We start from the raw sequence: 14352 nt of genomic DNA on the forward strand, positions 1-14352 counted from the left end.
GCAAACCGGCTTTCCTGCTTAGCTTGCGGGAAGCCGGTTTGCCCTGTTCCGTGCGTGGCGCCGTCGTGGTGCCGCGCGGCGCGAAGTCAGTGCTTCGTGCTTTAATTTCACCTGAAACCCTTCTAACTCCCTTCCCATGGGTCTGGAAATTAAAATACCCGCCGTCGGCGAATCCATTACCGAAGTAACCATTGCCAAATGGCTCAAGCAGGACGGCGACACGGTAAAGCGCGACGAAGTCATTGCCGAGCTCGAGTCCGATAAAGCCACGTTTGAGCTGCCCGCCGAAACCGACGGCGTCCTCAAAATCCAGGTGGCCGAGGGCGAAACCATCGGCATCGGCACCACCATTGCCAGCATCGACGGTGCCGGTGGCGCGGCTCCGGCGGCGGCCCCCGCCGCCCAGCCCCAGGCGGCCGCCGCCTCCGCCGCTCCCGCCGCCGACCCTGTAACTCAGGGTGAGCAAAATCCCCAGGCCAGCAACCAGTCGGGCTACGGTGGCTCCCAGGCCGGCTCGGCCGACACGCCAACGGCCGCCGCTCCCTCAGCGGCAGCTCCGGCCGCTGGTGGCGGCGCTACCGTCGAAATGAAGATTCCGGCCGTGGGCGAGTCGATTACGGAAGTAACGGTGGCCAAATGGCTCAAGCCCGACGGAGCCCAGGTGCAGCGCGACGAAGTTATTGCCGAGCTCGAATCGGACAAGGCGACGTTTGAGCTACCCGCTGAAGGCGCCGGCACGTTGCGCCACGCGGTGAAGGAAGGCGAAACCATCGGTATCGGCGCTACTATTGCCCGCATCGAAGGTGGCAGCGGCGCGGCCAGTGCCGCCCCGGCTCCGGCTCCCACTGCTGCGCAGGCTGCTCCGGCCGCCGCGGCTCCGGCTTCGGCCAGCACGGGCAGCTACGCTACCGGCACGCCCTCGCCGGCCGCCGGTAAGATTCTGGGGGAGAAAGGCATTTCGGCCGCCGACGTGCAGGGCTCCGGCCGGGATGGTCGGATCACCAAGGAAGACGCCCTGAACGCCCAGGCTCGTCCGGCCGCGCCGGCGCCGGCTGCCGCCCCGGCCGCTGCTCCGGCCGCCAAGCCTGCTGCCCCCGCGGCGGCTCCGGCTGCTTCCGGCAACCGCAACCAGCGCAAGGAGCGCATGAGCAACCTGCGCAAGACCGTGGCCCGCCGTCTGGTGTCGGTGAAAAATGAAACGGCCATGCTCACCACCTTCAACGAGGTGAACATGCAGCCCATCATGGACCTGCGCAACAAGTTCAAGGACAAGTTCAAGGAGAAAAACGGCGTGGGCCTGGGCTTCATGTCGTTCTTCACCAAAGCCGTGTGCGTGGCCCTGAAAGAGTGGCCCGCCGTGAATGCCCAAATCGACGGGGACAGCATCGTTTACAACGACTTCTGCGACATCAGCATCGCCGTATCGGCCCCCAAGGGTCTGGTCGTGCCCGTGATTCGCAACGCCGAGGAACTCTCCTTCGAGGGCATCGAGAAGGAAGTGGTGCGCCTGGCTGGCCTGGCCCGCGACAACAAGCTGACCATCGAGCAGATGACCGGCGGCACGTTCACCATTACCAACGGCGGCGTCTTCGGCTCGATGATGAGCACCCCGATTATCAACGCGCCGCAGTCGGCCATTCTGGGCATGCACAACATCATCCAGCGCCCCGTGGCCGAAAACGGCCAAGTGGTGATTCGGCCCATGATGTACCTGGCCCTGAGCTACGACCACCGCATCATCGACGGCCGCGAGTCGGTGTCGTTCCTGGTGCGCGTGAAAGAGCTGCTCGAGGACCCGACGCGCCTGCTACTGGGCGTGTAATTGGTAGCAGCTACCACCTTCAAAAAAGGGCGGCCCAGACACTGGAGCCGCCTTTTTTTGTGCTCACTTCGCAGCAACCCGGACAAAATCAGCTAGTTTACACCGCTGTCCCGCTGGCAGCTAATCCGCAGACACGATGGAAAACACGACGAAGATTACCATTCTGGGCAGTGGCAACATTGGAATTTCGCTGGCCAAAGGCCTGGTTAAAGCGGGCATGGCAGCCCCCGAAAGCATAACCCTGACCCGGCGCAACGCCGCCGCCCTGGCCCCGCTGGCCCAGGCCGGCTACCAGACCACGGCCGATAACTTGGCCGCCGTGGCCCAGGCCGACATCGTGGTGCTGGCCGTGCTGCCCCAGCAGCTCAACAAGCTGCTCGACAGCATCAGCAGCGCCATCAGCCCCGAGCGGCACCTGTTCATTTCGGTGATTTCCGGGGTTAGCTGCCAGGATATCCGCGCCCAGGTGGGCGCGCCGGTGCGCGTGGTGCGGGCCATGCCCAACACGGCCATCGGCATCGGGCAGTCGATGACCTGCATAGCCAGTGACCAGGAACTCGACGACGACCTGGCCCTGGTGGAAAAGCTGTTCGACACGGTGGGCATGACGGTGCGTATCAACGAGGAGCTGATGACCTCGGCTACGGCCCTCTGCGCCTGCGGCGTGGCCTTTTTCCTGCGGGCTATCCGGGCCGCTTCCCAGGGCGGCACCGAAATTGGCTTTCACGCCCACGACGCGCTGAAGATGGCGGCCCAGACGGCCAAGGGTGCCGCCGACCTGCTGCTCCAGCTGGCCTCGCACCCCGAGCAGGAAATCGACAAGGTGACTTCGCCTAAGGGCTGCACCATTGCCGGGCTCAACGAAATGGAGCACCACGGCTTCAGCTCCGCCCTGATCAAGGGCATCAAGCTTTCGGCCGACAAAGCCGGCAAGCTGTACAAGGAAGACTGAAGCCGGAAAAAATATTTCCGTCCCAGAATGGGAAATAGCTTAGTTGGTAGCAGTAGTATTGACGAGCCAAAAAATAGAATAGTTATATAAAACGCCGTTTTCTAATTTTGGGAAACGGCGTTTTCATTGTTGGAATGAGTTTTTGATAGGTGTTTGATGCAAAAAAGGATTGTTTTGGTTGAATTGAATTCTATAGCTTTATACAACTGCTCTTATCTAAGAACCACGTTGTTGGGCTATGAAACATCTTCTACAGACGATTAAAAATTTCACCGCGCCTTCCTGCCCCACCTGCCCCCAGGCTACCAAGGGCGCGCTGGGCGCTTGCCACATCGGGCAGTTAGGCCTTTTGTCGGAGAGCAAGACCAGCCAGGTATACAGCAAGGGGCAGGTGATTTACGCCGAGGGTGGGGTCTGCCAGGGTCTGCATTGCCTTTACCAGGGCAAGGTGAAAATCACCAAGGTCGGCGGCGACGGGAAAGAGCAGATTATTCGGTTGGCCAAAGCAGGAGACCTGATCGGTATCTGCGCGCTGTGGGGCGAAACCAACTACCGCACCTCGGCCGTAGCCCTCGACGACTGTAGGGTGTGCCTGTTGCCCCGGCAGGATGTGCTGGCCCTGGTACAAAGCAATACGCAGTTTGCCGGCGCCTTGCTCAAGCACCTGTCGCTGGCCCTGAACTCATCGGACCAACTGGCCCTGAACATGGCCTACAAACCCGTGCGCGAGCGGCTGGCCGATGCGCTGCTGCTACTGCGGCAAACGTATCAGGAACCCGACACCACGGACTTCAGCATGGCTATTTCCCGCGACGACCTGGCTTCCCTGGTCGGGACGGCCAAGGAAACGGCCAGCCGGCTGCTGTCAGAATTCAAGGAAGACGGTATCGTAGCGGCCAAGGGCAGCCACATCACGATTCTGGCCCCGGAAAAGCTGGTCGAAATCAGCATGCAGTACGCGTAACGCCGCAACACGGGCTCAGACCAAGCAGCACCGCCCGGGTTTTTACTCAGGGTGAGTTCAGCTGTGTCGAATAAGTGCAAAAAAGCGGGTAATTGAATAATATGGAGCAGGCTGGAATAATGGCCAGTACAGCCCATAGTGTGCCTGGGAGTGGAATTGTCTACTTGCCAGTAGTAGCTAGTATGCCCTGTTTGCCTGGTTCTGGTAGATAATCTTGATAACTATCATTTGTGAAAATGAGCTAGCTCATTTTTTACCCAGATAAAACTCGTGAAATTTGAAATATCAAACGAGTTTATCAGTAGGATATATGCTGGAATAAGCGCTGTTGGTAGTTTAATCATTTTACGCCGTTTATTCAAAAAAGCTAATTCACTAGCTGCGCATCAGCTCGGGCTTACGGGCTGGTTGTAGGGTTAGCGGCTTCTCCTTAGCTCTATTCATCCGTCGTGGTATTACCAGCCCTGCCACGGGCGTGGCTGGTCATCTACGCTCTTACCGTCAGCATTTCAACGTCTCTTTCTTCCCCTCTTTACAACTCACACAAATGGCTTACTCAGACAATTCTCCCGCCGGTAAAGTAGTGCAAGGCATCATCGCCGACCTGCCGAGCCTGGTGGCGGTGGCGGTAGTAGACGCCGGGTCGGGCATGAGCCTGGCTTCGCACTCCAACTCGCCCTCCCTCAACCCCGACACGGCCGCCGCTTACAATACAGAAGTGGTGAAGCAGAAGCAAAAGGCCATGTCGGCCCTAAAGCTGACCGGGGAGAAAATCGAGGATATCCTGATTTCGCTCAGCAACCAGTTTCACCTGCTCAAGCTGACCGATACCGGGAACAAGTTTATCTACCTCGTCGTGAACTCGCGCGACACCAACCTGGCTATTGCCCGCGAAGTGCTGCGCACCCACGTGGCCACGCTCAACTAGCGCGGCCCTTCCGTGATACACGGGCCCGTTGTGGGTGCCGGGCCGTTGGCTGGGTGCCCGCAACAGGCCTGGCGGGCCTGCGTGCCAGGTTCCGCCCCGATTTACGCCAGGGCCAATGCCGACATGAAGCTTGATTTTTTTAGCCGGCTGCCGTTTGCCAGCGCCAGCGCCGGCGCCACCCACCAGATTATTTCGAGTGCCGCCGGGCCGGAGCGCACCGCCGCCGAGGCCATCCTGCGGCAGCTCCTGGCCGATTTGCCCGAGCTGCTCATCGGCGCGGTAGTGCAGCTAAGCTCGGGGCAGGCGCTGGCCTCGTACGCCACCTCCCGCGACTTCAACCTGGGCAAGGTGTGCGGCTACAACGCGGAGGTAGTCCGGCAAACGCACCAGCTGCTGCAAGCCCTGCAGCTGACCGAGGAGCACATTGAAGACATTCTGATTACGCTGAGCGGGCAGCTGCACTTGCTGCGGCTGTTGCCCGACGGCCAGCGCCTGCTCTACGTGGTGGTAGACTGCCGCGACACGAACCTGGCCCTGGCCCGGGCCGTGATGCGCGCCTGTGTAGAAGGGTAGTGGAGCCGTGGCGCGCCCCAAACGTTTTACTGGTGATGACAGAAGGCGCGTCACCGGCCGGATTTCCTCCTTTCATCCCTCATACCCCCTTACCTATGAAACTGACTGCTTCTCCCTTCGATCCGCAGACCGGTGAGCTGCTACCCGTGTACCGGGATGCTTACCTGCGCGGCGACCTGGCCCACGCCCACACCCGGTCCGTGGATGCCTATCTGAAAACCAACGGCCACAGCGCCGACGACACCCTGCGCCGCTTTTACGAAATGAAGCAGCAGGGCGAGCAGGTGCGCCCCGTGGGCTGGGTCCAACGGCAGTTCGAGCTGATCCGGACCGAGCCCAAGCGGTTCCGACAGCGGGCCGTCGCAATGGTGGTCGGTGGGGCCCTGCTCGGCGGGGCCGTATTTGCCGGCACCATTCTGCCGCACGAGCCCATCGAGGAAACCGTCGTGCTGCTGCCCGCCACCGAAGCCGCCGAGGCATCCAGCGCCCTGCTCACGATGACCGTGCGCGGCCGGATTCTGGACGAGAACGGCAAGCCCCTGGTGGGCGCCACGGTGCTGCAGAAAGGCACGTTCCGGGGTGTGAGCACCAATGCCGACGGCACCTACGCCCTGCGCGTGCCCGTGGGCCAGAGCACCCTCGTGTACGGCTACGGCGGGTATACCAACGACGAAGTACAAATCAACGGCAGCAGCACCCAGAACGTGACGCTGCTGCCCCGCGACAAAGCCGAGCAGAAAGCCCTGAAAAAAGGGCGGCACTGGTGGTCTTTTGTAAGCCGGTAAACTCAGCTATAAGGCTCAGCGGCGAGAATAAGTACGCTTGAAGTGAAAGCAAGAACCTACCGGAAGCACGTCTTGGCCGCCCGGCAAGCGGCAGTGGCGCAGGCGGCGGAGCCTAAGGCCCGCCGGGCCATTGAGGGCCTGGTGCGGGCCTTGCCGGGCTTGCTAGCCGCCGCCGTGGTCCGGACCGACTCGGGCAGTACCCTGGCCCAGCACTCGGCCACCGACCAGCTCAACCCGGCCACCGCGGCAGCTTACAACGCCGAAGTGGTGCGGCAAAAGCAAAAGGCCATGGCCGCCCTGCAGCTAAGCGGGGAAACCATCGACGACATCCTGATTAGCCTGAGCACCCAGCTGCACCTGATCAAGCTTACGGCCGACGGTCGCCAATTCATTTATCTGGTAGCCAATGCCCGGGACACCAACCTGGGTATGGCCCGCGAGGCCCTGCGCCACAGCATGGAGGAACTGGAGTAGCGCAGCTTTCGGGGGTGGCCTTGCCGCTCTTCACTTAAAAAAGAAACCCGTACTGTAGTCCAGTACGGGTTTTTTCTTGGGCTAAACCGGCAGCGTGTGGAGCGCCGCGGTTTGAGAGTGGGGAGAGTGAAGAAAGGAAACCAGAGCAGATTTGCGGAAAGGTTGGGTGGGAAAGGAAAAGCGGGGTGGGGTTAGTCGACGGGCAGCTCGCGGGAGCGGGTCAGGCTGAGGCGGGTGGCCATCTGGCGGGCCAGGTTTTTGGCTTCTTCGGCTTTGGTGCCCGAGAAGCACTCTTCCACGGCCGAGGAAAACAGCTTAACCCAATGCTCGATGTGGGGGCCGCTGGTGGGAAGGGCCAGCTGCTCGGGCAGGGGCTCACCTTCCTGCGTGCCCTGGCCCAGCAGGGTGCTGCTCCAGTAGCGGTATTGGGTGGTGAGGTAGTGGGGCCAGTGAATGCGGGCCGCCGCCCCAAAACGGGCTCCTAACAGCGTGTCGTTGGTGGCTTTAGAGCAGAGGGTATCCACCAAAGTTTTGATGTCACCTTCGGTTCTGATGTCGGGGAGAGTAGCAGAAGTTTTCATGAGCAGCAGCTAAGTCAGGAGGACTACCAAATACGGAGCGAATTTACGCAGGTTACATCTATTTCGCTCTATTAATATGAATATTTATTATAAAAAATTGGAATGTGAGAATGAAAAAACGTTTACACAACCTGCTAATGCCTTTCAGCGGGGTTCCGTTCCCTGGCGGGAGCTAATTACCGGTAGTTCCTAAAAAACTTACGAGCGTCGCCCACCCAGTATCACCAGCACCACGGCCGCCACAATCAGGGCGGCCCCGCCCAGCATGCCGACCGTGAGCTGCTCGCCGGCGAAGGCCCAGCCCAGCAGCACGGCCACCACCGGGTTGACAAACGCATAGGTGCCGGCCAGCGCCGGCTCGACGGCCCGCAGCAGCCAGATGTAGGCCGAAAAAGCCACGATGGAGCCCAGTGTAACCAGGTACGCGTACGCTAGCCACGACTTGGAGGTAACGGCCGCCAGCTCGAAGCCCTGGGCCTCGCCGCGCACCAGCCCGAGCACCAGCATGGCCAGCCCGCCGCAGATCATCTGCATGCCGCCGGCCAGGAAAGGGGAGGAGGCCGCCTGCTTTTTCTTGGAATACAACGAGCCGATGGCCCACACCAGGGCCGCCACCAATACCAAGCCAATGCCAATGGCCTCGTGGCCGGGCAGGGCCACGTGACTCGCCCCGGGCGTGCGGGCCAGCAGGTAGACGCCCGTTAGCCCGAGTACCAAGCCCACCGTAACCAGGGGCGTAGGCCGGGCGGCCACCCCGCTCAGCCAGCCCAGCAGCGCCAGGAACATAGGTACCGTGGCCACGAGCAACGACGTCATGCCCGAGGGAATGTACTGCTCGCCCAACGTCACGCCGCCGTTGCCGAAGGTGAGCAGGCAGATGCCGATGATGACGGCCGTCGCCCAGCCCTGCCGGGTGGGGGCCGCCTCGCCCCGCAGCCGCATAAACGCGTAGAGCAGCAGGCCCGCCAGCAGGTAGCGCGAGCCGGCCATGAGCAGGGGCGGAATACTGTCGATGGCGAAGCGGATGCCCAGGTAGGTAGAGCCCCAGACGAGGTAGACGATGGCAAAGGCCCCCAGAATGGCGGCGCGGGAAGGCGTAGTAGGAGCAGGAGCAGACATGAACGTGGCGCTTGAGGTCGTAAACCTACGGCAAACGCCGCCGCCCGGCCACCCGAAACTTGCGGCCGGCTACCTTCGCGGCGCCCAAACAGTAGCGCGAACTTTGTAGTTCGCGTGCCCCGCGCCGTCAGAACGCCAATCGTTCTGGCACGCGAACTACAAAGTTCGCGCTACTTAACAGTGCTATTGGCAACTTCCGGCCCGCCGCCGGGTCTGTATACCGCTCTCCTTTTTACTCCTATGCTCCGAACCCTGTTTTTTCTGGCGGCCTTCTGCGGCCTGAGCCGCGCCACTTCGGCCCAGCTGCTGCAAGCCAAGCCCGGCCCCACCCGCGCCGACTCACTGCGCGGCACGCTCACGCCCCTGCGCACCTGCTACGACATCAACTACTACCACCTCGACGTCAAGCTCAACATCGACGACCGTAGCCTGAGCGGCTCCAACCTGTTCCGCTTCACCGCCACCCAGGATTTCACCCGTCTGCAGTTCGATTTGTTTGCCAACCTGACGGTGGAAAAAGTGGTGTACCGAGGCCAGAGCCTGCCTTTCACCCGCGAAGCCAATGCCGTGTTCGTCACCTTTGCCCAGCCCATCAAAGCTGGCAGCCGCGACGAATTCACGGTGTTTTACTCGGGCAAGCCCCGGGTGGCCGAGCGCGCCCCCTGGGATGGGGGCCTGGTCTTCACCAAGGACAGCAACGGCAAGCCCTGGGTGGCCACGGCCGTGCAGGGCCTGGGCGCCAGCGCCTTCTGGCCCAACAAAGACCACCAGGCCGATGAGGTCGACAGCATGCTGATCAGCGTGACGGTGCCCCAGGGGCTGACCGACGTGTCGAACGGGCGGCTGCGCAAAACCACCAGGCTCAAGGGCGGCCTGACGCGCTTCGACTGGGCCGTGCGCAACCCCATTAATAACTACGACGTGGCCCTGAACGTGGGCGACTACACCAAATTCACCGATTCCTACGCCGGCGAAAAGGGCCCGCTCAGCCTGGAGTACTGGGTGCTGAAGGAAAACCTGGCCAAGGCCAAAACGCACTTTGCGGCCAACGTGAAGCCCATGCTCAAGTCCCTGGAATACTGGTTTGGTCCTTATCCGTTTTATGAGGACGGCTACAAGCTGGTGGACGCGCCCCACCTGGGCATGGAGCACCAGAGCGCCGTGGCCTACGGCAACAAGTACCAGAACGGCTACCTGGGCCACGACCGCTCGGCCACGGGCTGGGGGCTGAAGTGGGACTTTATCATCGTCCACGAAAGTGGGCATGAGTGGTTCGGCAACAACATCACCAGCCAGGACATTGCCGACATGTGGATTCACGAGTCGTTTACCACCTACTCCGAGGCCCTGTTCACCGAAAGCCAGTTTGGCAAGCCCGCCGGCCAGGAGTACCTGCACGGGCAGCGGCGCAACATTCAGAACGACGGCCCCATCATCGGGCCCTACGGCGTGAACCAGGAAGGCTCGGGCGACATGTACGACAAGGGCTCCAACCTGCTCAACATGGTGCGCACCATCATCGACGACGACCAGAAGTGGCGGCAAATCCTGCGCGGCCTGGGCCAGCAGTTCTACCACCAGACCGTCACGACCGAGCAAGTCGTGGGCTACCTCGACCAGCAGAGCGGCCGGAACCTGACCAAGGTGTTCGACCAGTACCTGCGCTACCCCGGCATCCCGACCCTGGAAATCCGGCAGGAGGAAGGCAAGGTGCTGGTGCGCTGGGTGGCCGACGTGCCCGACTTCGACATGCCGGTGCGGGTGCGCCTCAAGGGCGGGCAGTACGGCTTCATCCAGCCCGGCCCCCGCTTCCAGGAAATCGGCCTGCCCGGTGCTACCAAAGACAACCTCGAAGTCGACACGTTCAACTACTACATCGGCGTGCTGGTGGACTAACCCAGCCCGGTCATTGCGGACAAACTTCCGGCAGCCCCGGCACTACCCAGTGTCGGGGCTGCCGGCTTTATGGACTACCCGCCGGCCGCGCCCAAAGGCTGCCTACGGTTGAGATAGAGCAGCCGGCAAAAGGGGGCTTTATCAGCATTTTACGCTACATTAGAAGAAGTGCCCGTTTTGAAAAAGTGCAAATAAGCGTAAAGGCATACACTTACTGCACACGCGGGAAAGCAACGGCAATAGCTTTTTGAAAGCGTTTCAAGGCTGTTTGTAACCCAAATCATTACGGCGCATTCCACACCGGATTATACATCTTACGCACAACAAATTAGAATAGTTATAAACATAGATAAGCAGCACTCGGGCCTTCAGGGCCAGCATCGGGTACTGCTTACCGAGCGTTTTTTTCAGGGGCTGAGTGATTTTTTTTCAGCCGGTCCGATACTTTTTTCTCCTTCTTTTCCCACCCCTTATTGATGAAGAATTTACGCGCTTATCCTCTTAATGTCGGCCGGGCCGGTGGCCGCTGGCTGCTGCTCCTGCTGCTGGCGTGCCTCGGCCCCCGCGCCGCCTCCGCCCAGACGCTGGTCTGGGAAGAGAACTTCGACGGCTCGAACATCAACCCCGACACCTGGACGTTCGACTTCGGCGACGGCTGCGAGCGGGCCCTCTGCGGCTGGGGCAACCAGGAGCTGCAGTACTACACCAGCCGCCCCGAAAACGCCCGCCTCGACAACGGCAACCTGCGCATTGAGGCCCGGCGCGAAGCCTTTCAGGGCAAAGCCTTCACCTCGGCCCGCCTGAAAACCCTCGGCCGCATGCACTTCAAGTACGGCACGCTGGAGGCCCGCATCAAGGTCAGCAACCTGCAAAACGGGCTGTGGCCGGCCTTCTGGATGCTGGGCGCCACCGGCCAGTGGCCCGCCAGCGGCGAAATCGACATGATGGAGATGGGCAGCGCCGCTTCCTACCCCGCCAACGTGAACAACTGGGCCGGGGCCGCCCTGCACTGGGAAAACAACGACAAACACGAGTTCGTGACCCAGCTGCACCAGAGCGCCACCCCGCTCACCGATGCCTACCACGTGTATAAGCTGCAGTGGACGGCCACCGAAATCAAGGTGTTCATTGACAACGTGCAGTATTTCAGCCAGAACATCACCGCGGCCGACATGGAAGAGTTTCACCGGCCCCAGTTCGTGCTGCTGAACCTGGCCGTGGGCGGCATCTACACCGGCAAGATGGGCGTCGGCGACATTACGGCCCCGCTGCCCTCGGCCATGCTGGTCGACTACCTGCGCCTCTACCAGAACCCCGGCGACGAGCTGTATCTGGGCAAGAACAACGCCTTTGCCGGCGACTACGGCGTGCTGTCCGAGCGGGCCAGCATCACCAACAAGCTGGCCTTCGACGGCCAGGATGCCAGCCTCTACTACTGGAACAACCTGACCAACATCACCACGCCCCCGCCCGTCCCGTTTGAGGGGCAGAATGTGCTGGCCGTGCACGCCAACGCCGGCGACTGGTTCGGCATGGGCATCGACAACGCGCCTAAAAACCTGGGCAACTTTGCCACAGGGGCCCTGAAGTTTCAATTCAAAACCACCTACGCCGGCCAGTTTAAGATCGGCGTGAAAAGTGGCCACGGCGAAAGCTGGATCAACTTCCCGGCGGGCGGCCCGGCCCAGTACGGCCTGGTGCGCGACGGCAGCTGGCACGAAGTCACGATTCCGCTCAGCACCTTCAACCAGCCCAATATGGGCATGAACATCGACCTGCTGTCGATGAACGGCCTGTTCATGTTTGCCGGCGACCCGGCCGCCGGCCCGGCCGACTTCTTCTTCGACGACATGCGCTACACCGGCGGCGTGGCCGCCAACCCGGCCCCCACGGTGAGCCTGACGGCCCCGGCCCCCGACGCCATTGTGGCCCTGCCCGCCAGCCTTACCCTCACCGCCACCGCCGCCGACGCCAACGGCAGCGTGGCCAAAGTGGAGTTCTTCCAGGGCACGACCAAGCTGGGCGAAGACCTGACCGCCCCCTACAGCTACACCTGGGCCAGCGTGCCGGCGGGCGTGTACTCGCTCACGGCCCGTGCCACCGACGACGAAGGCACCGCCACCACCTCCAGCCCCGTGACGGTGTACGTGACGGCGGCCGGCAACACGGCCCCCACCGTGGCCCTGACCGCGCCCACGGCCAACGCCCGCTTCCTGACCCCGGCCAGCATCACGCTCAGCGCCGACGCGGCCGATACCGGCGGCGGCATCTATAAGGTGGAGTTCTTCCAGGGCACCACGCTGCTCGCCACCGACTTCACCGCGCCCTACAGTTTCACCTGGAGCGGCGCGGCCGTGGGTAGCTACGCCGTTTCGGCCCGCGCCACCGATACCGGCGGCCTCACCGCCACCTCGGCCGCCGTCAGCATCACCGTCGCCGACCCCATCGTGCCCACGGTCAGCATTACGGCCCCGACCAGCGGCACCACCCTCACGGCCCCGGCCGACGTGACCATTGCCGCCACGGCTGCCACCACCAACGGCACCATCGCCAAGGTGGAGTTCTTCCAGGGCAGCACCAAGCTGGGCGAAGACCTCACCGCGCCCTACACCTACGCCTGGACGGGCGTCGCGCCCGGCACCTACTCGCTCACGGCCAAGGCCACGGCGGCCGATGGCTACGCTACCACCTCGGCCCCGGTGGCCCTGACGGTGCGCGCCATTCCCTGCTCCAACCTGGCGGCCAACGGGGAGTACCGCTACGAGGTATTTACCAGCGGCGGCAACGTGACCTATACCTTCTTCCCGCTGGGCGCAACGGCGGGCGGCAACCTGGCCCTCATCTTTATTCGGGAGGGCACCATCGGGGCCTACCCCGGCTATACGATGGTGAAAAACGCGGACGGCAGCTTCAGCTTCACCAAGCCCATTGCCAGCGGCGTGGTCACCAGCTTCTACTTCACCTATCAGTACGGCGCGGGCGGCCCCGAGCACAACACCGCCGCCACCCCGCACAGCTACACCGTGGGCACCCTGTGCACCGGCGGCGGGGCCAACAACCTACCCCCCACCGTGAGCCTGACTTCGCCCACGGCCGCCGATTCCTTCGTGGCTCCGGCCGCCATCAGCCTGGCCGCCACCGCGGCCGATGCCGACGGCACCATTGCCAAGGTGGAGTTCTTCCAGGGCAGCACCAAGCTGGCTGAAGACCTGTCCGCGCCCTACACCTACGCCTGGACGGGCGTCGCCACCGGGGCCTACGAGCTGACGGCCGTAGCCACCGACAACAGCGGCACCTCCACTACCTCGGCGGCCGTGACGGTGCTGGTGCGCAGCACCGACGGCTCCTGCGCCACCACCGCCGACTACAGCTTCCGGGCCGTGACGGTGGGTGCCAACGTGACCTACACTTTCCACCCGCTAGGCGCCGTGGCGGGCGGCAACCTGGCCCTGATTTACATTCGGGAGGGCAGCAACGGCGCTTACCCCGGCTACCCGATGGTGAAAAACGCCGTCGGCGACTTCACCTTCACCAAGGCCATTGCCAGCGGCATTGTTACCAGCGTGTACTTCACCTACCAGGCCGGCCCCAACGGCCCTGAGAAAAACACCGCCGCCACCCCGCATACCTACCTGGTGGGCAGCAGCTGCGGCGTAACGACCTCCACCGCCAGCGCCGCTGCGACGGCCGCGGCCACCCTGCACCCCAACCCGCTCGGCCAGGGCGCGGCGGTACTTACCTTCCCGGTGGCCCAGGCCAGCCCCTACACCGTGGCCCTCTACGATCTGAAAGGCGCGCGCCTGGCCACGGTGGCCAGCGGCCAGGCCACGGCCGGCCAGCTGGTGTCGGTGCCCGTGCCGGCCGAAACGCTGGCCAACGGCATCTACCTGGTGCAAGTAACTACCGGCTCCACCGTGCTGACCAAGCGCCTGGTGATTAGCCGCTAGAGCCGGGGGCAGTAGCGCGAACTTTGTAGTTCGCGTGCCAGAACGACCGGGCAGCGCGGATAAGCCAGCCGCCCGGTCCGCGCTGTTTCCTGCTTGCGTAAGCCCTGGCCGATATTCGGCCGGGGCTTACTGCGTTTGGGAGCTGCCCCCAGCTTTTCCGGCCGGAATAGTTGGGCATTGAAAAAGCGGCAGTGGGGTAGGACCGCAAAATCCTGTGCCGGGCGCCGGCCGACAGCAGCCACAACAAAAACTCATTTCCCACATTTAACCACATTAGCACATCAGCACATTAACACCGTACCTTCGCCCCA

The 14352-nt window shown here is 62.5% G+C and carries 11 protein-coding genes; 9 read left to right on the forward strand and 2 right to left on the reverse strand.

Annotated features, from left to right (window positions below; translation table 11 throughout):
- The first annotated feature begins 136 nt into the window (after window positions 1–136).
- The 7 genes from odhB to E5K00_RS15005 all read left to right on the forward strand — a co-directional run bounded on the left by odhB (window position 137) and on the right by E5K00_RS15005 (window position 6498).
- Window positions 137–1822 carry a 2-oxoglutarate dehydrogenase complex dihydrolipoyllysine-residue succinyltransferase gene (gene odhB / locus E5K00_RS14975; protein ID WP_135464128.1) on the forward strand — a complete coding sequence of 562 codons (1686 nt, stop codon included), beginning with the start codon at window positions 137–139 and terminating at the stop codon, window positions 1820–1822.
- Between the two features lie 136 nt (window positions 1823–1958).
- Window positions 1959–2774, forward strand: a complete 816-nt coding sequence (gene proC, locus E5K00_RS14980) for a pyrroline-5-carboxylate reductase (RefSeq protein ID WP_135464129.1) — start codon at window positions 1959–1961, stop codon at window positions 2772–2774.
- Window positions 2775–3012: 238 nt separating this feature from the next.
- Complete coding sequence (locus E5K00_RS14985; RefSeq protein WP_135464130.1) at window positions 3013–3738, forward strand: Crp/Fnr family transcriptional regulator; 726 nt, start codon at window positions 3013–3015, stop codon at window positions 3736–3738.
- A 547-nt stretch (window positions 3739–4285) separates the two neighbouring features.
- On the forward strand, window positions 4286–4666 hold the full coding sequence (locus E5K00_RS14990; RefSeq protein ID WP_135464131.1) for a hypothetical protein: 381 nt from the start codon (window positions 4286–4288) through the stop codon (window positions 4664–4666).
- Between the two features lie 123 nt (window positions 4667–4789).
- Entirely contained in the window at window positions 4790–5239 is a 450-nt protein-coding gene (locus E5K00_RS14995) for a hypothetical protein (protein ID WP_135464132.1), read from the forward strand.
- A 95-nt stretch (window positions 5240–5334) separates the two neighbouring features.
- Window positions 5335–6024 carry a carboxypeptidase-like regulatory domain-containing protein gene (locus E5K00_RS15000; protein WP_135464133.1) on the forward strand — a complete coding sequence of 230 codons (690 nt, stop codon included), beginning with the start codon at window positions 5335–5337 and terminating at the stop codon, window positions 6022–6024.
- 42 nt (window positions 6025–6066) lie between these two features.
- A complete protein-coding gene (locus tag E5K00_RS15005; RefSeq protein WP_245328306.1) occupies window positions 6067–6498 on the forward strand; it encodes a hypothetical protein in 432 nt (143 codons plus the stop codon).
- A 191-nt stretch (window positions 6499–6689) separates the two neighbouring features.
- On the opposite strand, the gene E5K00_RS15010 is transcribed toward E5K00_RS15005, so the two are convergent.
- Both E5K00_RS15010 and E5K00_RS15015 read right to left on the reverse strand, forming a co-directional pair.
- Complete coding sequence (locus tag E5K00_RS15010) at window positions 6690–7079, reverse strand: group III truncated hemoglobin (RefSeq protein WP_135464134.1); 390 nt, start codon at window positions 7077–7079, stop codon at window positions 6690–6692.
- Between the two features lie 198 nt (window positions 7080–7277).
- Window positions 7278–8198: an EamA family transporter gene (locus E5K00_RS15015; RefSeq protein WP_135464135.1), complete on the reverse strand. Its 921-nt coding sequence runs from the start codon at window positions 8196–8198 to the stop codon at window positions 7278–7280.
- 240 nt (window positions 8199–8438) lie between these two features.
- Here E5K00_RS15015 and E5K00_RS15020 point away from each other — a divergent pair, with 240 nt between their 5' ends.
- Entirely contained in the window at window positions 8439–10094 is a 1656-nt protein-coding gene (locus tag E5K00_RS15020) for a M1 family metallopeptidase (protein ID WP_135464136.1), read from the forward strand.
- A 476-nt stretch (window positions 10095–10570) separates the two neighbouring features.
- The gene (locus E5K00_RS15025) at window positions 10571–14041 is read left to right on the forward strand and encodes an Ig-like domain-containing protein (protein WP_135464137.1); all 3471 of its coding nucleotides are present in this window, start codon (window positions 10571–10573) and stop codon (window positions 14039–14041) included.
- Window positions 14042–14352 lie beyond the last annotated feature (311 nt).

Source organism: Hymenobacter aquaticus, assembly GCF_004765605.1.
In the GTDB taxonomy this organism is placed as follows: domain Bacteria; phylum Bacteroidota; class Bacteroidia; order Cytophagales; family Hymenobacteraceae; genus Hymenobacter; species Hymenobacter aquaticus.

Bases quoted from the DNA above. Each gene is read 5' to 3' on its own strand.
- proC (WP_135464129.1), top strand. From the start codon at position 1,959: ATGGAAAACACGACGAAGATTACCATTCTGGGCAGTGGCAACATTGGA.
- E5K00_RS15010 (WP_135464134.1), bottom strand. From the start codon at position 7,079: ATGAAAACTTCTGCTACTCTCCCCGACATCAGAACCGAAGGTGACATC.
- E5K00_RS14990 (WP_135464131.1), top strand. From the start codon at position 4,286: ATGGCTTACTCAGACAATTCTCCCGCCGGTAAAGTAGTGCAAGGCATC.
- E5K00_RS15015 (WP_135464135.1), bottom strand. From the start codon at position 8,198: ATGTCTGCTCCTGCTCCTACTACGCCTTCCCGCGCCGCCATTCTGGGG.
- E5K00_RS15000 (WP_135464133.1), top strand. From the start codon at position 5,335: ATGAAACTGACTGCTTCTCCCTTCGATCCGCAGACCGGTGAGCTGCTA.
- E5K00_RS14995 (WP_135464132.1), top strand. From the start codon at position 4,790: ATGAAGCTTGATTTTTTTAGCCGGCTGCCGTTTGCCAGCGCCAGCGCC.
- E5K00_RS15025 (WP_135464137.1), top strand. From the start codon at position 10,571: ATGAAGAATTTACGCGCTTATCCTCTTAATGTCGGCCGGGCCGGTGGC.
- E5K00_RS14985 (WP_135464130.1), top strand. From the start codon at position 3,013: ATGAAACATCTTCTACAGACGATTAAAAATTTCACCGCGCCTTCCTGC.
- odhB (WP_135464128.1), top strand. From the start codon at position 137: ATGGGTCTGGAAATTAAAATACCCGCCGTCGGCGAATCCATTACCGAA.
- E5K00_RS15020 (WP_135464136.1), top strand. From the start codon at position 8,439: ATGCTCCGAACCCTGTTTTTTCTGGCGGCCTTCTGCGGCCTGAGCCGC.